Raw genomic sequence first — 18883 nt, 5'->3', positions numbered from 1 at the left:
TTCCGCGGGCGGTGCGTCTTGGGTGGAGGAGCCGTCAGGCGGCCGGGTCGTCGTCGCCGGGGTTGTCGTCGGCTGGAACCGGCTGCAGGTGGGCCACCTTCTCCGGGTTGGCGATCAGGTAGATCGTCTCGATCCTGCCGTCCACCACCAGCAGCGTCATGACGGTGACCACGCGCCCGCCCGCCGAGATGGTCAGGGAGGGCGCGTTGTTCAGCATCGCCACCCCGAACGACAGGTCGTGGATGTCCGACATGCCGATCGAAGCCATGAAACGGGCGATGTTCACCGGGGAGCTGATCGACATCAGGTAGCGGCTGACGTTGTCGGAGCCGGTGATGACCCGCAGCGCCGCCTTGGCCTTGCCGCCGCCGTCGGAGATGATGTTCACCTGGTCGGACAGCAGCGCGATCAGCCCGTCCACGTCGCCGTCGGTGGCCGCCCTGATGAACTGCTCGGTGATCCGCCGGCGCTCCTCCTGGTTCACCTCGAAGCGGGGCCGCTTGTCGCGCACGTGGTCGCGGGCGCGCCGCGCGAGTTGCCTGGTGGCCGGCTCGGCCCGCCCGATGATCTCCGCGATCTCGGTGAACGGCAGGTCGAACGCCTCCCGCAGCACGAACACCGCCCGTTCGAGCGGCGACAACGTCTCCAGCACCACCATCAGCGCCATCTCGACGGAGTCGGCCAGCTCGGCGTGCTCGGCGGCGTCGGGAGTGGTGCCGATGGGCTCGGGCAGCCACGGCCCAACGTACGACTCCCGCCGCGACCTCGCCCAGCGCAGCCGGTCGATGGCCAGCCGCGAGGTCACCCTGATCAAGTACGCCTTGGGATCGTCGACACCCGCCTCGTCCACTTTCGACCAGCGCAGCCAGGCCTCCTGCACCACGTCCTCGGCGTCGGCGACGCTGCCGAGGATGCGGTAGGCGACTCCGGTGAGCAGGCTTCGATGATCTTCAAAGGTCGTCATGACTCTTAAGACGTATCATGCGGCTTCCGGCGTGACACGAGCGGTGCCGATCTCCGTTACACTTGTTGATCGCAAGGGGCTATGGCGCAGTTGGTAGCGCGCCTCCATGGCATGGAGGAGGTCTGGGGTTCGAATCCCCATAGCTCCACCCACTTGAGCACGACGGCGGTGCCCGTTCCGGGCGCCGCCGTTTCGCATTTCCCCTGGCGGGTCACTCGCCGAGGACGGCCAGGTAGTGCGGGTTGCGCATGATCCCGAGCACGTTCCCGAACGGGTCCACCACCGACGCCGTGACGAACCCCTCGCCGTCACCCTGGTGCGTGATCGGCTGATACTCCTTCGCGCCCATGCTCAGCAGTCGCTCGAAGGTGGCGTCGAGGTCGTCGACGTGCCAGTGCATGACCGCGCCCGCGGGCCGGTCCGTGGCGCCGGGCGGGGCGTACCGGCTGTCGATCAGGCCGAACTCGTGCTGGTAGTCGCCCAGGCGGAACTCGACGTAGCCGGGCCTGCGGTAATAGGGCTCGACGCCGAGGAACTCGGCGTACCAGGCCGTGGCGGCCTCCAGGTCGGCGGCCCAGAAGGTCAGGGTGGCGAATCCGCGGAGCATCTCGGTTCCTCTCGTCCAGTGATCGTCCGGTGGTTGTGCGGTGGTTGTGCGGTGTTTGTGCGGTGGTCGTCCGGTGGGTCGGAACTATGATGCGCCCGGAAAGTGCTCATCGAATGACTACTTTTCCGGAGAGAATGGCGGGCATGCGAGCCGATCGACTGGTGGCCGCCCTGCTGCTCATGCAGGCGCGCGGCCGGGTGACCGCGGCGGAGCTGGCCGAGGAGCTGGAGGTGTCCGTCGCGACGGCGCGCCGCGACCTCGAAGCGCTGTCCACGGCCGGCATCCCCGTCTACCCGCAGGCGGGCAGGGGCGGCGGATGGTCGCTGCTGGGTGGCGCGCGGACCGACCTCAGCGGGCTCACCGCGCACGAGGCGCAGGCGCTGTTCCTGCTCGCGGGCCCGGCCGCGCCCGCCGCCCCCGAGGTCAGGTCCGCACTGCGCAAGCTGCTGCGGGCGCTGCCCCAGACGTTCAGAGCGGACGCCGAGGCCGCCGCGGGGGCGGTGGTCGTCGATCCCACGCGCTGGGGCGAGCCGGAGAAGGAACGGCCCGCGCTGGTGCGCGTCCTCCAGGACGCGGTGGTACGGCGGCGCAAGGTCAGGCTCGCGTACGAGGGCCGGTCGGGGGGAGGGTCCCGGGGCGGGAACGGGGGCGCGGCCGAGGGCCGGTCCGGGAGCGTGTCCTCGGATGGGCCCGGGAGCGGGAGCCGGGAGCGGGCCGAGCGGGTGGTCGAGCCGTGGGGGCTCGTGGCCAAGGACGACGTCTGGTATCTGCTGGCCGGGACCGAGCGCGGCCGGCGCACGTTCCGGGTGGACCGGATCGCCGGGGCCGAGGTGACGGAGCTGGAGTTCGAGCGGCCGGACGACTTCGCGCTCGCGCGGGAGTGGGAGGAGGTCGTCGCGGAGATGGAGCGGCGGCGTTCGACGGTCTCGGCGACCGTGCTCATCTCCGCCAGGTTCCTGCCCGTCCTGCGTGACCATTTCGGGCGTCACTTCGAGGTCGTGGGGGACGAGCCGGACGGCCGGGTCAGGGTCCGGGTGGCCGCTCCCATGCCGCTGACGATCGCCGAGCAACTGGCCGGGTGGGGCGCGCGGGTCGAGGTCGTGGAGCCGGAGGAGGTCAGGGCCGAGCTGGCCAGGATCGGCGCCGAACTGGTCGAACACAACCGTCCCCGAGACGACGCAGGCGGGTGACGCGTCTCCGCACAGTGCGTTCCCGAACTGTCGCGTTCCCCGGCCGTGCGTTCTCGGGCGGCTCTCCGCGAGGGCGTCCTGGCGACAGGGCGGACGAAAGGGGACGGGCCGGAGGGTTTCCCCTCCGGCCCGTTCTATCTCAAGCGGTCAGCGACCGCCGAGTGTCCTGCGCCAGTGGAAGCCGCCGGGCAGGTTGATCGTCAAGGTCCGCCGGCCGTCCGCCGCCCGCGTCACCCGGAACAGCCGGTTGCCCCAGCTGTGTCCGACACCGCGGCGCGACAGGTTCAGCCGTAACGGACCGACCTTGATCGACTTGCGATAGCTCCAACCCATCGCTTTCCTCCAGAGATCGCGAGGAGGTCCCGCTACCCCGGAGACGGCGCGTCTACCGTTTTTCTCGCGCCTTAGTAAGGTCCGTGATACCGGCGGGAGCCGAAGGTCTTACCCACGTGGAAGCCGCCCGGCAGCCGCACGGTCACGTGGCGGCGGCCGTCGGGGGTGGCCGAGACGTGGAAACGCCGGTTGCCGAAGCTGGAGCCGACACCGTGCCGCGACAGATTGATCCGAAACGGCCCGACCTTGATTGACTTGCGGTAGTGCCAGCCCATGTCGCTCCTCCGCCACTCGTACGCTCACCGGGAAGAACGTCCGGGACGACGACCGGGTTCCCGGCACCGGTGACACGCCGTCCGAGCCCGGCGGCCCCTGAACTCACGTCCGGTTGGGGCTCCCGGCGTACGGTGGTGGGCAGCCTGGACAGGAGGGACCCACCTGATGATCGTGATCGCGCACCTGAGCGACGTCCACATCGGCGCCACACCCGAGAGCGCCGGCCGGTGCGACGCCGTCATGCGTTACCTCGACGCGCTGCCCGGCGACCTGGACGCGGTCCTCGTCACCGGCGACATCGCCGACCACGCGCTGCCCGCCGAGTACGAGGCCGCCGCCAAGCTGCTCACCTCACGCCATCCGATCCTGATCGGCCCCGGCAACCACGACCGCAGGCCGGAGTTCCGCCAATTCCTGCTGGGCGAGGCGCCCTCAGAGGAGTCCACAGACGAGTCCACAGGGAGGCCGGTCAACCAGGTGCTGCGCACCGGCAGGGCGGTGTACGCGATGTGCGACTCGTCCATCCCCGGCCGGGACGACGGCCACCTAGACGACGAGACCCTCGACTGGCTGGAGGGCGTGCTGGACGGCGCGGACCTGCCGGTGTTCGTGGCCTTCCACCATCCGCCGGTGACGCTGCAGAGCCCGCCGATCGACGCGATCAGGCTGCACGAGACCGGGCGGCTGGAGCGGCTGCTGGCCGGTCGCGCCGGCGTGCCCGCCGTGCTGGTGGGCCACTCCCACATGGCCGCTGTCACCACGTTCGCCGGTCGGCCGCTGCTGGTGGGCGGGGGTGTGGTGTCCACGCTGAAGCTGCCGTGGGAGGGCGCCGTCAGCTTCGACACCGGCATCTCCTACGACCAGCCGCCGATGGTCGCCTTTCACGTGCTCGACGACGAGGGCCGGCTGACCACCCACTACCGCGTCGTCCAGTAGCCGGACCGGCGGCGGGGGCGGGCCGCGCGTGAAGAGCCCGACGGTCGGGGCGGGCCCAAGGAAGAGCCCGCCCCGACCGTCGTCACCGCTCTGTGAGCTCGATGAACGTCACCGAGTACGCCGGGAAGTCGTAGGTGAAGGCCGAGGAGAAGCCGTCCACCTGCTGCCGCCGCGGCGCCACCCGCTCCGGCTCGGAGATCGAGTTCATGTCGGAGGGCGAGCCGGTCAGCGAGGTCACCGTGGCGTTCGGCCGGATCCGCGCGGAGCCGAGGTCCACCCGGGTGCGCACCGCCGTGTCCTGCGCGTTGACGACCTTGACCGTCATCTTCCTCCCGTCCCTGGACACCACCTTGTACAGCGGCTCCACCCGTGAGCTGTCCACGAACTCGTTGACCTTCTCCCCGTCCAGCCAGGTCGTGATCGTGCGCCCGCTGACCTGGACCTTCAGGCGGTAGTCGCGGCCCGTCTCGACGGTGTGGGAGGAGGTGGCGATCTGGGCCTTGCCGCCGTTGACCGCCTTCTCGACGGCGGATTGCGTGTTGCCCCAGCCGCCGACGTTCCACCAGTAGAAGTCGCCGGTGCCGCGTACCCCGAACATGACCAGGAAGCCCTCGGCGCCGGCCGTCTTGCGGGCGGTCACCTCCATCGTGTAGTCCGACCAGCCGGCCGAGCCCGCCGTCGACCTGGCGTCCTCGACCTGGGCGGTCTGCTCGTAGCCGCCGTCCCGCACCGCCCAGGTGCCGAGGCCGGGCGTCCAGCCGGGGGCTCCGGCGGAGAAGTCCTCGGACAGCAGCACGGTCCCGTCCGCCGCGGTCACCTTCACGTCGTCGTAGCGGACCGCGGTGTTCCACGCGCCCAGCCCGACGCCGCCGCTGATGTCATCGACCGGCCTGACCTCGCCCTCGAACGTGCTCGGAACCACCCGCTCGCCGGCGTTCGTGGCGAACAGGCGCTGGACGTGGTAGCTCGGCGACCCGTACGCCTGGTCGTTGTCGAACCAGATCAGGTCCGGCGTCCAGTCCACGTAGTCGACGTTGGCCAGCAGCGGCGCGTACGACGCCAGTCGCACGACGTCGGAGTTACGCTCCAGCCCCGTCATGTACGCGGCCTCGGACAGCGCGTTGAAGAACGTGTTGCCCCTGGAGGCGTACTCGCCCACGAACACCTTCGGCCCCTCGCGGTCGTAGGAGTCGTAGCGGCGGGTGTTGGACAGGAACCAGTCGGTGTTGTTGTAGTAGTGCTCGTCGACCAGGTCGGCCTTCTGGTCGCGGGCGAACTGCCACATCCGGTCGAACCAGGCCCCCTGCGACGTCTGCCCCGAGTTACTGATGATCTTGATCTTCGGGTACCTGGCCCTGATCGCGTCGGCGAACTTGGGATAGTTCGCGAAGAACTCCGGATAGATCTCCTCGTTCCCGAGCCCGATGTACTCCAGCCCGAACGGCTTCGGATGCCCGAGCTCCGCCCGCTTCCTCCCCCAGGGGGAGCTGACCGGCCCGTTGGCGAACTCGATCAGGTCCAGCGTGTCGCGCACCCATCGGGCCAGCTCGGTCTCGTCGGTCAGCGGCCGGTTCTCGCCGCACCCGTTCACGCCCACCGACAGCACCGGCAGCGCCTTGGCCCCGATGTCCTCGGCGAACTGGAAGTACTCGAAGTAGCCGATGCCGTAGCTCTGGTTGTAGCCCCAGAAGTTGAAGTTCGCCGGCCGCTCCTCGACCGGGCCGATCGTCTCCTTCCACTGGTAGATGCGCCGCCGGTCCTGGGCGGCGGAGTACGGCTCGTACGTGCCGACGTTCGTCACACAGCCCCCGGGAAAGCGGAGGAACCGCGGCTCCAGATCGGCGATCATCTCGGCCAGGTCGGTCCGCATGCCGTGCCCCTTGAAGGTGTCACGGGGGAACAGCGAGACCATGTCGAGGTCGGTCCGCCCGGCGGGCGCCCGCACGACCAGCCGGCCGGCGTCGGTGCCGCCTGAGGCGGTGAACGACGCCTTGTACCTGGCCCAGCCGCCGGCCTTGACCCGCAACGTGGCCTGGCCGAGCACCGTGCCGCCGTCCTCGACCGTGACCGTCAGCGTGGCGGGCTGAGCCCGCGTGGCCCACAGCGACAGGTCGTAACGCGCGCCCTGCTTCAGCGGCAGGCCGCGGTTGAAGCCGGCGTTGGCCGCCCCGGCCGTGCCGTCGCCGGTCACGTCCAGCCGCAGGTAGTTGCGGTTGGCGGCGTTCAGCGGCTGCTCGCCGGTGACGGTCAGGGCCGCGGTGGCGCCGCGCTCGACCTTGCTCCAGGCGGTCAGCCCGGTGTAGGAGCTCTCGTCGGTGGCGTTGAACTCGAACGAGCGGTTCTGCACCAGCTCGGCGTAGAGCCCGCCGTCGGCGGCGTGGTTGATGTCCTCGTAGAAGACGCCGTACAGGTCGGGGCTGACCTTCGTGCCCTTCGCCCTCGTGTCCACGCCCAGCTCGCCCGAGGTGTAGCCCTCGACCCGGAACTTGGTCGCGTCCGCGCCCATGACGAGTCTTCCGCCGGAGACCGAGACGTTCCGGCCGCCCGAGGACATGGTGACCTTGCCGCCCCCGGCGTCCTTGAGCTGGAAGACCGAGCCGCGCGCGCTCAGCCGGACCGTGGCCGACGCCTCCAGGTACCTGCCGTTCGTCACGTCCTTGAGCCTGATCCCGTCGCCGTCGCCGTCGCCGTTGGGCTCGGCGGTGACGGCCAGACCGGTCATCGGCGCCTCGGCCGAGGCCCGCACCGTCCCCGAGCGGTCCGCCGACAGGTACGGCCGCGCCGCCGACCGCAGCGTGAACGTGCCCTCGGGCACCACCGGCCCGCCCTCGGCCGCCTTGATCGCGAGGTAGTCGAACGCGACCCCCATGGACGTGCCGTTCTGCGCCGACAGCCCGAAGAGCCCGACCTGCCCCACCGTGAGCCGGGCGGTCATCCTGGACGCCTGCACCCACGCCGAGCCGTCCCAGTAGGAGGAGACGAACTCGTCGCCGGTCCTGGCCAGCTTGACGATCTCGGCGGTGGAGCCGGGCCTGGCCGCGAAGGCCGAGGTGAAGGCCGCGCCGACCTCGGTGGCCGTCTCGATCACCGGCCCACCGGCGAACCCGACGTGGGCCAGGCCCGCCCGTACGTAGTTGTCCCAGTCCTGCCAGGCGAGCAGCCCGGCGCTCTGGAAGTCGAGCGCGACCGGCGCGCTGAGCTTGGTGACGATCTCGAAGTCGCCGTCGGGCACGTCCACGAGGAAGAGGTTCCTGGCGTTGTTGGTGCCCTGGTGGGTGTCGCCGGTGAGCGTGTCCAGCCGCAGCGCGCCGTCCGACAGGCGGTAGCGGGAGTCGTCCGGTGAGAGCACCGTCCAGTCCGGGCCGAGCGTGGTGCCGTCGAACTGGTCGACGACGGCGCCTTCCGGGATCGGCTCCGCGAGCGCGGACGTCGGCGTGGAGGCGGCCGAGGAAGGAGCAGGGGAAGGCGGCGGCGCCACCAGGGAACCAGCGACGAGCAGGGCGGATAACGCGATGCGCAACATGAGTGGGGGAGCTCCTCAACTGTTGTTAGCGTTAACACAGAAGTGAGCGTTAACAACGGCGATTCGCGACAAGTTAAGGACCCCTCAGGGGCTCCGTCAAGGGCCTTCCGTGTAACCCGACCGTAATCCGGCGGACCCTTGACGGGACGGGTTGTTAGCGTTCACAGTCGGGGCCAAGCCAGGAAGGGAGCACGGCCGTGGGATCCACCCTGGGGCGCCGCCTGCCGGTCATGGCCGACGTGGCCAAGGAGGCCGGCGTGTCGCATCAGACGGTCTCGCGCGTGCTCAACGATCATCCGAACGTGCGCAGCGAGACCCGCACCCGGGTGCTGCAGGCGATCGACAAGCTCGGCTACCGCCGTAACCTCGTCGCCCGCGCCCTGGTCACCAAGCACTCCAGGACGCTCGGCGTGGTCAGCTTCGACACCACGCTGTACGGCCCGGCCAGCACCGTCTACGGCATCGAGCAGGCGGCCAGGGCGGCCGGCTACTTCGTCAGCATCGTCAGCCTCAAGTCGATCGACAGAGCGGGCGTGCGCGACGCCCTCGACTACCTGACCGACCAGGGCGTGGACGGCATCGTGGTGGTCGCGCCGCAGCGCTCGGCCGCCCGCGCCCTGGCCGACCTGCCGCTCGGCGTCCCCACGGTCGCCGTCGAGGGCGGCGAGGCGGGCGAGGTGTCGGTGGTCAGCGTGGACCAGGTCGAGGGAGGCAGGCTCGCCACCGAGCACCTGCTCTCGCTCGGTCACGAGACGGTCTGGCACGTCAGCGGCCCCTCCGACTGGCTGGAGGCCGAAGGTCGCGTGGCCGGGTGGCGGGCCGCGCTTGAGCAGGCGGGCCGCGAGGCCCCGCGCCCGCTCGCCGGGGACTGGAGCCCTCGTTCCGGATACGAGGCGGGGCGCAGCCTGGCGAGCATGAGGAACGTCACCGCGGTCTTCGTCGCCAACGACCAGATGGCGCTCGGCGTGCTGCGGGCGTTCACCGAGCAGGGGGTGAGAGTGCCCGAGCGGGTGAGCGTGGTCGGTTTCGACGACATCCCCGAGTCGGAGTTCTTCTCGCCGCCGCTCACGACCATCAGGCAGGACTTCGGCGCCGTGGGCAGACACAGCATCGAGGTTCTCGTACGGCAGCTCGAAGGCGGTCCGCAGGAGCGGGAGCGGCTCGTGGTGCCGCCGGTGTTCGTCGCCAGGGTCAGCACGGCCCGGGCCTGACGCCGTAACGGAAGGCAGGAGGCGCTGGCATCCGACCAGGGTTGTTAGCGTTCACATTCAAGGAAGGGACCCCCCACGTGTTAAAGAGGATCTCGGCGTTGGTGCTGGCTGGGCTCACCGCCATGGCGGTGACGTCCTGCGGCGGTGGCGGCAGCACGAGCGCGGGCAGCGGCGGTGGTGGCGACAGCACGATCACGATGGGCTTCTCCCAGGTCGGTGCGGAGAGCGGCTGGCGGACCGCGAACACCAAGTCCGTGCAGGAGTCGGCCAAGAGCGCCGGTATCACGCTCAAGTTCTCCGACGCCCAGCAGAAGCAGGAGAACCAGATCAAGGCCATCCGCTCCTTCATCCAGCAGCGGGTGGACGTCATCGCCTTCTCGCCGGTGGTGGAGTCGGGCTGGGACCCGGTGCTCAAGGAGGCCCAGAACGCGAAGATCCCGGTCATCCTGACCGACCGCGCCGTGGACTCCACGGACACGAGCCTCTACAAGACCTTCCTGGGCTCTGACTTCATCGAGGAGGGCAAGAAGGCCGGTCAGTGGCTGGTCGAGGAGTACAAGGACTCGACGGACAAGGTGAACATCGTCGAACTCCAGGGCACCACGGGCTCGGCCCCGGCCAACGACCGCAAGGCCGGCTTCCAGGAGGTCATCGGGGCGGACACGAAGTTCCAGATCGTCGCCACGCAGACCGGTGACTTCACCCGGGCCAAGGGCAAGGAGGTCATGGAGGCGTTCCTGAAGTCGACCCCGGACATCGATGTGCTCTACGCGCACAACGACGACATGGGCCTGGGCGCGATCGAGGCCATCGAGGGCGCGGGCAAGGTGCCCGGCAAGGACATCAAGATCATCACGGTGGACGCGGTCAAGGACGGGATGCAGGCGCTCGCCGACGGGAAGATCAACTTCATTGTCGAGTGCTCCCCGCTGCTCGGCCCGCAGCTCATGGACCTGGCCAAGAAGGTCGTCAAGGGCGAGCAGGTGCCGGCCCGCGTGGTGACCGAGGAGACCACCTTCACCCAGGAGCAGGCCAAGCAGGCCCTCCCCAGCCGTCAGTACTGATCACCATAGACAGGGACCTTGAAGGGATTTGCCTGTGCCGGTCTTGACGATGCGGGGGATCGGGAAACAGTTTCCGGGGGTGAAGGCCCTGGACGGCGTGGACCTGCGGCTGCTGCCCGGCGAGGTGCACGCGCTCATGGGAGAGAACGGCGCGGGCAAGTCCACCCTGATCAAGGTGCTCACCGGCGTGCACACCGCCGACGCGGGCACGATCGAGCTGGGCGGCGCGCCGGTCGCGTTCGGCAGCCCGCTGGAGGCGCAGCAGGCCGGGATCAGCACCGTCTACCAGGAGGTCAACCTCTGCACGAACCTCTCGGTGGCGGAGAACATCCTGCTCGGCCGCGAGCCGCGCCGCTGGGGCCGGATCGACTGGAAGCGGATGCGGGCCAGGGCGGGCGAGCTGCTGGCGCGGCTGGAGCTGAGCCTGGACGTGTCGGCGCCGCTGTCGTCGTACTCGCTGGCCATCCAGCAGATGGTGGCCATCGCGCGGGCGATCGACGTGGACGCGAGGGTGCTGATCCTGGACGAGCCGACCTCCAGCCTGGACGCCGACGAGGTGCTGCAGCTGTTTCGGGTGATGCGGCGGCTGAAGGAGGAGGGCATCGCGATCCTGTTCGTCTCGCACTTCCTCGACCAGGTGTACGAGATCTCCGACCGGATGACGATCCTGCGCAACGGGCGGCTCGTGGGCGAGTTCATGACCGAAGGGCTGCCGCAGGTCGAGCTGGTGGCCAAGATGATCGGCCAGGAGCTGGCGGCGCTGGAGCGGCTGCACGGCGAGGCCAAGGTGTTCGACCGGCCGCTGATCGAGGCGCGCGGTCTTGGCCGGGCGGGCGCGATCGAGCCGTTCAGCCTGACCGTGCACGAGGGCGAGGTGGTGGGCCTGGCGGGGCTGCTGGGCTCGGGCCGTACGGAGATCGCGCGGCTGCTGTTCGGCGCCGACCACGCCGGCACGGGCGAGGTCGCGGTGAGCGGGTCGCCGGCGTCGTTACGCACGCCGCGCGCGGCCATGACCCACAAGATCGCGTTCTGCTCGGAGAACCGCAAGGAGGACGGGCTCATCCCCGACCTGACCGTGCGCGAGAACATCATCCTGGCCCTCCAGGCCACCAGGGGCTGGACCAGACCGGTTCCGCGTGAGCAGCAGGACGAGCTGGTCGGCGGCTACATCAAGGCGCTGAAGATCAGCCCGCCCAACCCCGAGCACCTGGTACGCAACCTGAGCGGCGGCAACCAGCAGAAGGTGGTGCTGGCCAGGTGGCTGATCCTGGAGCCCAGGCTGCTCATCCTCGACGAGCCCACCCGGGGCATCGACGTCGGGGCCAAGACGGAGATCCAGCGCCTGGTGGCCGAGCTGTCGGACGGCGGCGTGGCGGTGCTGTTCATCTCCGCCGAGCTGGAGGAGGTGCTGCGGCTCAGCCACAAGGTCGAGGTGCTGCGCGACCGGCGGCTCGTCGCCGAGCTGCCCAACGACGAGGCGCTGACCACCGACGTGCTCATGGAGACGATCGCGAGCGGAGGGAGGGCGGGATGAAGCGATTGTTGTGGCCGGTCGTGGTGCTGGCCCTGCTGCTGGTCCTGAACGTGTTCTTCGCGCCCGGCTTCTTCTCGATCCAGGTGCGCGACGGGCACCTGTACGGCAGCCTGATCGACATCCTGCGCTTCGGCGCCCCGCTGATCCTGGTCTCGCTCGGGATGACGCTGGTCATCGCGACCGGCGGCATCGACCTGTCGGTGGGGTCGGTGGTGGCGATCTCGGGCGCGCTGGCGTGCCTGCAGATCAGCCAGGACGCCAGCCTGTTCACCGCCGTGGCGCTGGCGCTGGGCCTGTGCCTGGTGCTGGGGGCGTGGAACGGGTTCCTGGTCGCCGGCATCGGCATCCAGCCGATCATCGCCACCCTCATCCTCATGGTGGCCGGTCGCGGGCTGGCGCAGCTCATCACCGACGGCCAGATCATCACCGTCAACAGCCCGGCGTACAAGGTGATCGGCGGCGGCTACTGGCTGACCGTGCCGTTCGGCATCCTGATCGTGCTGGTGGTGCTGGCCGTCACCGCGTTCCTGACCAGGCGGCTGGCGCTGGGCATGCTGATCGAGTCGGTCGGCGGCAACGCCGAGGCGAGCCGGCTCGCGGGCATCAGGGCGCGCGGGATCATCATCATGGTGTACGCGTTCGCCGCCCTGTGCGCGGGCGTGGCCGGGCTGATGATCAGCTCGAACGTCTCCAGCGCCGACGGCAACAACGCCGGCCTGTGGATCGAGCTGGACGCGATCCTGGCCGTGGTGATCGGCGGCACGGCGCTGTCCGGCGGGCGGTTCTCGCTCGGCGGGACCGTGCTGGGCGCGCTCATCATCCAGACCCTGACCACGACGATCTACTCGATCGGCGTGCCGCCGGAGACCACGCTGCTGTTCAAGGCGCTGGTGGTCACGGCGGTGTGCCTCATCCAGTCGCCGTCCTTCCGCGCGAAGGTGTTGCGTAGCAGGGGCCGGCCCGCCGTGCCGGGCCCGGCGTCCGAGGAGAAGGTGCGGGTGAGCCTGTGAGCACGCTGACGCTGGGCCGGACGGCGGTGCCGGCCAAGTATCTGCCGGTGCTGGTGACCGGGTGCCTGTTCGTGGCCATGTTCGCGGTGGGCGGGTTCCGCTACGAGGGGTTCGCCAGCGGGCAGGTGATACTCAACGTCTTCATCGACAACGCCTTCCTGCTGGTGGTGGCGGTCGGGCTGACGTTCGTGATCCTGACCGGGGGCATCGACCTGTCGGTGGGGTCGGTGGTGGCGCTGTCCACGATGATCTCGGCCAGCCTGATGGAGGGGCCGGGGTGGCCGCCGTACCTGGTGATCCCGCTGGTGCTGGCCATCGGCTCCGGGCTGGGGCTGGTGATGGGTTACATCGTGCACGCCTTCGACATCCAGCCGTTCATCGTGACGCTGGCGGGGATGTTCCTGGCGCGGGGGCTGTGCTACACGATCGGCACCGACTCGATCCCGATCCGCGACCCGACGTTCACGGCGTTCGCGCAGACCAGGATCGATCTGTTCGCCGATCTGTGGATCTCGCCGAGCGTGGTCATCGCGGTGCTGGTCGTGGGGGTGGCGGCGTACGTGCTGCACTACACCCGCTTCGGCCGTTCGGTCTACGCGGCCGGCGGGAGCGAGCAGTCGGCGCTGCTCATGGGGCTGCCCGTGGGCCGGACCAAGATCACCGTCTACACGGTCAGCGGGTTCTGCTCGGCGCTCGGCGGGGTGCTGCTGTCGTTCTACATGCTCTCCGGTTACGGGCTGCACGCCGTGGGCATGGAGCTCGACGCGATCGCGGCGGTGGTCATCGGCGGAACCCTGCTGACCGGCGGCAGTGGCTTCCTGCTCGGGACGGTGCTCGGTGTGCTCGTGCTCGGCCTGATCCAGACGATCATCAGTTTCGAAGGGACGCTTCTGTCTTGGTGGACCAAGATCTTCATCGGAATGTTGCTCTTCGTCTTCATCCTGCTGCAGCGCCTGTTCTCGGCCCGTTCACGGCGCTGACCTGCGCCGAAGTTACGTGAAAGTTTCCGTCCGGTTATGGTTGAACGTTGACACAGTCGTTGTTAGCGATAACAATCAGCCTGAACCAGGTGTGAACTTTGTTCTGATTCGTCACGTTCTGTGATCGAAAATCCTTCGCTATACCGGCAGGCGCCACGTCCAGCGCCGCCGCGACCCCCATGGAAAGGGATGCACATGAGGTTGGGACGGATCGGGGGCGTGGTGTCCGCCATCGCGCTCGCCGCGACCATGACGGCCTGTGGCTCCAGCACCAAGACCGTGGACGCCGAGGCCTCCACCTCGGCCGCCGCCGGCAACGCGGGGGCTCTGATCGGCGTCACGATGCCCACCAAGTCCTCCGAGCGCTGGATCCACGACGGCGACAACGTCAAGAAGCAGCTGGAGCAGCTCGGCTACCAGGTCGACCTCCAGTACGCCGAGAACGACATCCCGACGCAGGCCAACCAGATCGAGAACCAGATCACCAAGGGCGCCAAGCTCCTGATCATCGCCTCGATCGACGGCACCGCGATCACCTCCCAGCTCCAGCAGGCCGCCGACGCCAAGATCCCGGTCATCGCCTACGACCGGCTGATCCGCAACAGCCCGAACGTCGACTACTACGCCACCTTCGACAACTTCAAGGTCGGCGTGCAGCAGGCCAGCTCGCTGCTCAAGGGTCTCGGCGTCGAGGACGGCAAGAAGGGCCCGTTCAACGTCGAGCTGTTCGGCGGCTCGCCCGACGACAACAACGCCACCTTCTTCTGGAACGGCGCCATGTCGGTGCTCCAGCCGAAGATCGACGACGGCACCCTGGTGATCAAGAGCGGCCAGACCGACTTCAAGCAGGCCGCCATCCTCCGGTGGGACCCCGCCACGGCGCAGAAGCGCATGGAGGACATCATCACCAAGACCTACACGGGCAGCACCAAGGTCGACGGCGTGCTGTCGCCGTACGACGGCCTGTCCATCGGCATCCTGTCGGCGCTGAAGAGCTCCGGCTACGGCAAGCCGTACCCGATCGTGACCGGCCAGGACGCCGAGCTGCAGTCGGTGAAGTCGATCATTTCCGACGAGCAGTACTCCACCATCTTCAAGGACACCCGCAAGCTCGCCGAGCAGACGGTGAAGATGGCCGACGCCGTGCTCAAGGGCGGCCAGCCCGAGGTGAACAACACCAAGGACTACGAGAACGGCAACAAGGTCGTCCCCTCGTACCTGCTCGACCCGGTGATCGTCGACAAGAGCAACTACAAGGACGTCATCATCGGCGGCAACTACTACACCGAGGACCAGCTCAAGTAAGGGCCCGCCCCGGGGACGCAGACCGCGTTCCCGGGGTTCTCCCTGAGCGAGGGGCATATGACCGAGCACATCTTGCGGATGAGCGGGATCACGAAGACGTTCCCCGGCGTCAAGGCGCTGCAGGACGTCAACCTGTCGGTCCGGCGCGGTGAGATCCACGCCATCTGCGGCGAGAACGGCGCCGGCAAGTCGACGCTGATGAAGGTGCTGTCCGGGGTCTACCCGCACGGCGACTACGAGGGCGAGATCTTCTTCGAGGGCAACCGCTGCGAGTTCGGCGGCATCCGCGACAGCGAGCACGCCGGCATCGTCATCATCCACCAGGAGCTGGCGCTGAGCCCGCAGCTGTCGATCGCGGAGAACATCTTCCTCGGCAACGAGCGCGCCAAGCGCGGTGTCATCGACTGGAACCGCACCAACTTCGAGGCCGCCGCGCTGATGAAGCGGGTCGGGCTGCAGGAGAACCCGACGACCACGATCGCCGACATCGGCGTGGGCAAGCAGCAGCTCGTCGAGATCGCCAAGGCGCTGTCGAAGGAGGTGCGGCTGCTCATCCTCGACGAGCCGACGGCCGCGCTCAACGACGACGACTCGGCGCACCTGCTCGACCTGCTGCGCGGGCTGCGTGACGAGGGCATCACCTGCGTGATCATCTCGCACAAGCTCAACGAGGTGATCGCCATCGCCGACTCCGTCACGATCATCCGTGACGGCCGCACGATCGAGACGCTGGACATGGCCGGCGACCACGTCACGGAGGACCGCATCATCTCCGGCATGGTCGGCCGCGCCCTCGACAACCGTTTCCCGCCGCACGAGCCGACCATCGGCGACGAGGCGCTGCGGATCGAGGACTGGACGGTCTACAGCCCGAGCCAGCCCGGCCGCAAGGTCGTCGACAACGCCTCGCTCACGCTGCGGCGCGGCGAGATCGTCGGGCTGGCGGGATTGATGGGCGCCGGGCGCACCGAGCTGGCCATGAGCGTCTTCGGCCGGACGTGGGGCGTGCACATCACCGGCAAGCTCTTCAAGGACGGCAAGCCGATCGAGGTCCGCAACGTCCAGGACGCGATCAGGCACGGCATCGCCTACGCCACCGAGGACCGCAAGCGCTACGGGCTCAACCTCATCGAGGACATCAAGCGCAACATCAGCGCGGCCGGGCTCACCGGCCTGTCCAAGCGCGGCTGGGTCAACGAGAACGAGGAATACCGGGTCGCCGAGCAGTTCCACAAGAGCATGAACATCAAGGCCCCCGGCGTGGACAGCATCGTGGGCAAGCTGAGCGGCGGCAACCAGCAGAAGGTCGTGCTGTCGAAGTGGATCCTGACCGAGCCGGACGTCCTCATCCTCGACGAGCCCACGCGCGGCATCGACGTCGGGGCCAAGTACGAGATCTACACGATCATCAACCGGCTGGCCGACCAGGGCAAGGCCGTACTGGTGATCTCCTCTGAGCTGCCTGAGCTGCTCGGCCTGTGCGACCGCATCTACACGCTCTCGGAAGGTCGCATCACCGGCGAGGTGCCCCGCCAGGAGGCCACCCAGGAAAGCCTCATGCATCTCATGACCAAGGGACAGGAGTAGCTTCGATGAGCAGCATCACGCCCGCCGACGTCGCGGTCGGCACCACGGGCGACGGGGGAGGGCCGCGGCAGCCGGGCCGGGTGTCTCTGGGCGGCATCTCGCTCAACCTGCGATCCAGCGGCATCTACATCGCCTTCGCGCTGATCATCGTGCTGTTCTCGGTGCTGACGGACGGCGCGCTGCTCACGCCGCAGAACATCTCGAACATCATCGTCCAGAACTCCTACGTTCTGATCCTCGCGATCGGGATGATCCTGATCATCATCGCCGGGCACATCGACCTGTCGGTCGGCTCGGTGGTGGCGGTCACGGGAGCGCTGGCCGCGGTGCTCATGGTGAACATGGGCTGGCCGTGGCCGCTGGCCCTGCTCGCCACGCTGGTGGCCGGCGCCCTGATCGGGGCCTGGCAGGGCTACTGGATCGCCTACTTCGGCATCCCGGCCTTCATCGTGACGCTGGCCGGCATGCTGCTGTTCCGCGCGCTGACCCTCACCGTCCTGGGCAACCAGGGCATCGGCCCGTTCCCCGACCAGGTCCGTACGCTGGCCAACGGCTTCACCGACGGCTATCTCGGCAACATCGGCCTCGGCCCGCTCGGCGGCGCCGACCTGTTCAGCCTGCTGATCGGCGTCGTCGCCATCGCCGGCATGGTCGCGGCGCAGTGGCGCACCAGGGGCGCCCGCAAGGGTTACGGCCAGACGGTCGAGCCGATGGCGCTGTTCGTGCTGAAGATGGCGGCCGGCGCGGCGCTGATCCTCTTCCTGGTCGTGCAGCTGGCCCGGTTCAAGAACCTGCCGTGGGTGCTGGTGCTGCTGGCGATCCTCGTGCTGGCGTACTCGCTGATGGCCAACCGCACGGTCTTCGGCCGGCAGATCTACGCCATCGGCGGCAACCTCCAGGCGGCGGTCATGTCCGGCGTGAAGGTCAAGTCGGTGGTCTTCTGGATCTTCGTGAACATGGGCGTGCTGTCGGCCATCGCCGGCATCATCTTCGCCGGCCGGCTCAACCAGGCGGGCCCGACGGCGGGCAACGCGTTCGAGCTGGACGCCATCGCGGCGGCCTTCATCGGCGGCGCGGCTGTGCAGGGCGGCGTCGGCAAGGTCGTGGGCGCCATCACCGGTGGTCTGATCATGGCGGTCATCAACAACGGCATGTCCCTGATCGGCTCCCCCAGCGAGCGGGTCATGCTCGTCAAGGGCGCGGTGCTGCTGGCGGCGGTCGCGTTCGACGTGTGGACCAAGCGCAGGGCAGGCGCCGCCCGCTAGGTAAGATCCCGGAAGCCCCGGTGATCGGGAGCTCCAGCGAAAGGAGAGACCGTGACGACCCCCAAGCGCCGCCTGCCGGTCATGGCCGACGTGGCCAAGGAGGCGGGCGTGTCGCATCAGACGGTCTCCCGGGTGCTCAACGACCACCCGAACGTCAGGGCCGACACCCGCGCCAGGGTGGAGGCGGCGATCTCCCGGCTGGGCTACCGGCGCAATCTCGTCGCCCGCGCCCTGGTCACCAAGCGCTCGAGGACGCTCGGCGTGGTCAGCTTCGACACCACGCTGTACGGCCCCGCCAGCACCATCTACGGCATCGAGCAGGCGGCCAGGACCGCGGGCTACTTCGTCAGCATCGTCAGCCTGAAATCGCTCGACACCGACAACGTGCGCGACGCCATCGACTACCTCGCCGAGCAGGGGGTGGACGGCGTGGTGGTCGTCGCGCCGCAGCGCTCGGCCGGGCGCGCCCTGGAGAACCTGCCCGTCGGCATGCCGGCCGTGGCGGTCGAGGGCACGCACCGGGCCGACGTGTCCGTGGTGTGCATCGATCAGATGGAGGGCGCCAGGCTGGCCACCCGGCACCTGCTCGACCAGGGCCACGAGACGGTCTGGCACGTCAGCGGCCCGGCCGACTGGCTGGAGACCGAGGGCAGGCTGGAGGGCTGGCGCTCGGCGCTGATGGAGGCGGGCCGGCCGGTGCCCGAGCCGCTGGCCGGCGACTGGAGCCCGCGGGCCGGTTACGAGGCCGGCATGAGCCTGGCCGCGATGGACGGCGTCACGGCCGTCTTCGCGGCCAACGACCAGATGGCGCTGGGCGTGCTGCGCGCCCTGTCGGAGAAGGGCGTGCCCGTTCCCGGTCGGATCAGCGTGGTCGGTTTCGACGACATCCCCGAGTCGGAGTTCTTCTCGCCGCCGCTGACCACGGTCAGGCAGGATTTCGACGTGGTGGGCCGGCACTGCATCGAGGTGCTGCTGCGGCAGATCGACGTGGGGGCCACCGCGTACGAGCGGCTGGTCGTGCGGCCCAGCTTCGTGGTGCGGTCGAGCACCGCTGCGGTCAGTAGATGATGGGCATGCCCCCGGAAAACCCTGGAGTTC

The 18883-nt window shown here is 69.0% G+C and carries 16 protein-coding genes and 1 tRNA gene; 12 read left to right on the top strand and 5 right to left on the bottom strand.

Annotated elements, in window-relative coordinates; all coding sequences use genetic code 11:
- Positions 1–34: 34 nt before the first annotated feature.
- Positions 35–964, bottom strand: a complete 930-nt coding sequence (locus AB0C28_RS13510; RefSeq protein ID WP_358074333.1) for an RNA polymerase sigma-70 factor — start codon at positions 962–964, stop codon at positions 35–37.
- A 75-nt stretch (positions 965–1039) separates the two neighbouring features.
- Here AB0C28_RS13510 and AB0C28_RS13505 point away from each other — a divergent pair.
- A tRNA-Ala gene (locus AB0C28_RS13505) sits at positions 1040–1112 on the top strand.
- Positions 1113–1175: 63 nt separating this feature from the next.
- Here the strand turns inward: AB0C28_RS13505 and AB0C28_RS13500 are convergent.
- A complete protein-coding gene (locus tag AB0C28_RS13500) occupies positions 1176–1571 on the bottom strand; it encodes a VOC family protein (protein WP_358074330.1) in 396 nt (131 codons plus the stop codon).
- Positions 1572–1714: 143 nt separating this feature from the next.
- On the opposite strand from AB0C28_RS13500, the gene AB0C28_RS13495 reads away from it, so the two are divergent.
- Positions 1715–2761, top strand: a complete 1047-nt coding sequence (locus tag AB0C28_RS13495; protein WP_358074327.1) for a WYL domain-containing protein — start codon at positions 1715–1717, stop codon at positions 2759–2761.
- A gap of 147 nt (positions 2762–2908) precedes the next feature.
- On the opposite strand, the gene AB0C28_RS13490 is transcribed toward AB0C28_RS13495, so the two are convergent.
- Both AB0C28_RS13490 and AB0C28_RS13485 read right to left on the bottom strand, forming a co-directional pair.
- Complete coding sequence (locus tag AB0C28_RS13490) at positions 2909–3094, bottom strand: DUF4236 domain-containing protein (protein ID WP_357843270.1); 186 nt, start codon at positions 3092–3094, stop codon at positions 2909–2911.
- 71 nt (positions 3095–3165) lie between these two features.
- Positions 3166–3369 carry a DUF4236 domain-containing protein gene (locus tag AB0C28_RS13485; RefSeq protein WP_106250416.1) on the bottom strand — a complete coding sequence of 68 codons (204 nt, stop codon included), beginning with the start codon at positions 3367–3369 and terminating at the stop codon, positions 3166–3168.
- Positions 3370–3535: 166 nt separating this feature from the next.
- Here AB0C28_RS13485 and AB0C28_RS13480 point away from each other — a divergent pair, with 166 nt between their 5' ends.
- Positions 3536–4306, top strand: coding sequence for a metallophosphoesterase (locus AB0C28_RS13480; protein WP_357843273.1), 771 nt, complete (start codon positions 3536–3538; stop codon positions 4304–4306).
- 82 nt (positions 4307–4388) lie between these two features.
- Here the strand turns inward: AB0C28_RS13480 and AB0C28_RS13475 are convergent, their stop codons facing one another.
- Positions 4389–7829: an alpha-L-arabinofuranosidase C-terminal domain-containing protein gene (locus AB0C28_RS13475; protein WP_358074324.1), complete on the bottom strand. Its 3441-nt coding sequence runs from the start codon at positions 7827–7829 to the stop codon at positions 4389–4391.
- Between the two features lie 230 nt (positions 7830–8059).
- Between AB0C28_RS13475 and AB0C28_RS13470 the strand changes: the two genes are divergently transcribed.
- From AB0C28_RS13470 to AB0C28_RS13430, 9 genes are all read left to right on the top strand, one after another.
- Complete coding sequence (locus tag AB0C28_RS13470; RefSeq protein WP_358074435.1) at positions 8060–9040, top strand: LacI family DNA-binding transcriptional regulator; 981 nt, start codon at positions 8060–8062, stop codon at positions 9038–9040.
- A 77-nt stretch (positions 9041–9117) separates the two neighbouring features.
- On the top strand, positions 9118–10104 hold the full coding sequence (locus tag AB0C28_RS13465; RefSeq protein ID WP_357843277.1) for an ABC transporter substrate-binding protein: 987 nt from the start codon (positions 9118–9120) through the stop codon (positions 10102–10104).
- A gap of 79 nt (positions 10105–10183) precedes the next feature.
- Complete coding sequence (locus tag AB0C28_RS13460; protein WP_357843280.1) at positions 10184–11638, top strand: sugar ABC transporter ATP-binding protein; 1455 nt, start codon at positions 10184–10186, stop codon at positions 11636–11638.
- Entirely contained in the window at positions 11635–12648 is a 1014-nt protein-coding gene (locus AB0C28_RS13455; protein ID WP_358074321.1) for an ABC transporter permease, read from the top strand. Before AB0C28_RS13460 ends, AB0C28_RS13455 begins: the two co-directional genes overlap by 4 nt.
- Positions 12645–13628, top strand: a complete 984-nt coding sequence (gene yjfF / locus AB0C28_RS13450) for a galactofuranose ABC transporter, permease protein YjfF (RefSeq protein ID WP_358074318.1) — start codon at positions 12645–12647, stop codon at positions 13626–13628. Before AB0C28_RS13455 ends, yjfF begins: the two co-directional genes overlap by 4 nt.
- Positions 13629–13823: 195 nt before the next feature.
- Complete coding sequence (chvE, locus tag AB0C28_RS13445) at positions 13824–14933, top strand: multiple monosaccharide ABC transporter substrate-binding protein (RefSeq protein WP_357843289.1); 1110 nt, start codon at positions 13824–13826, stop codon at positions 14931–14933.
- Positions 14934–14990: 57 nt separating this feature from the next.
- Complete coding sequence (gene mmsA, locus AB0C28_RS13440; protein WP_358074315.1) at positions 14991–16520, top strand: multiple monosaccharide ABC transporter ATP-binding protein; 1530 nt, start codon at positions 14991–14993, stop codon at positions 16518–16520.
- Between the two features lie 5 nt (positions 16521–16525).
- Positions 16526–17785, top strand: coding sequence for a multiple monosaccharide ABC transporter permease (gene mmsB / locus AB0C28_RS13435; RefSeq protein WP_357843295.1), 1260 nt, complete (start codon positions 16526–16528; stop codon positions 17783–17785).
- Positions 17786–17836: 51 nt separating this feature from the next.
- A complete protein-coding gene (locus AB0C28_RS13430) occupies positions 17837–18853 on the top strand; it encodes a LacI family DNA-binding transcriptional regulator (protein ID WP_358074312.1) in 1017 nt (338 codons plus the stop codon).
- Positions 18854–18883: the final 30 nt, after the last annotated feature.

Source organism: Nonomuraea sp. NPDC048892 (assembly GCF_040649735.1).
Lineage (GTDB): Bacteria > Actinomycetota > Actinomycetes > Streptosporangiales > Streptosporangiaceae > Nonomuraea > Nonomuraea maheshkhaliensis.
Note: the sequence above shows the minus strand (reverse complement) of the source record. Positions and strands in the feature narration are given on the sequence as shown.

Bases quoted from the DNA above. Each gene is read 5' to 3' on its own strand.
- AB0C28_RS13490 (WP_357843270.1), bottom strand. From the start codon at position 3,094: ATGGGTTGGAGCTATCGCAAGTCGATCAAGGTCGGTCCGTTACGGCTG.
- AB0C28_RS13470 (WP_358074435.1), top strand. From the start codon at position 8,060: ATGGCCGACGTGGCCAAGGAGGCCGGCGTGTCGCATCAGACGGTCTCG.
- AB0C28_RS13485 (WP_106250416.1), bottom strand. From the start codon at position 3,369: ATGGGCTGGCACTACCGCAAGTCAATCAAGGTCGGGCCGTTTCGGATC.
- AB0C28_RS13455 (WP_358074321.1), top strand. From the start codon at position 11,635: ATGAAGCGATTGTTGTGGCCGGTCGTGGTGCTGGCCCTGCTGCTGGTC.
- AB0C28_RS13480 (WP_357843273.1), top strand. From the start codon at position 3,536: ATGATCGTGATCGCGCACCTGAGCGACGTCCACATCGGCGCCACACCC.
- AB0C28_RS13475 (WP_358074324.1), bottom strand. From the start codon at position 7,829: ATGTTGCGCATCGCGTTATCCGCCCTGCTCGTCGCTGGTTCCCTGGTG.
- AB0C28_RS13510 (WP_358074333.1), bottom strand. From the start codon at position 964: ATGACGACCTTTGAAGATCATCGAAGCCTGCTCACCGGAGTCGCCTAC.
- chvE (WP_357843289.1), top strand. From the start codon at position 13,824: ATGAGGTTGGGACGGATCGGGGGCGTGGTGTCCGCCATCGCGCTCGCC.
- mmsA (WP_358074315.1), top strand. From the start codon at position 14,991: ATGACCGAGCACATCTTGCGGATGAGCGGGATCACGAAGACGTTCCCC.
- AB0C28_RS13495 (WP_358074327.1), top strand. From the start codon at position 1,715: ATGCGAGCCGATCGACTGGTGGCCGCCCTGCTGCTCATGCAGGCGCGC.
- mmsB (WP_357843295.1), top strand. From the start codon at position 16,526: ATGAGCAGCATCACGCCCGCCGACGTCGCGGTCGGCACCACGGGCGAC.
- AB0C28_RS13500 (WP_358074330.1), bottom strand. From the start codon at position 1,571: ATGCTCCGCGGATTCGCCACCCTGACCTTCTGGGCCGCCGACCTGGAG.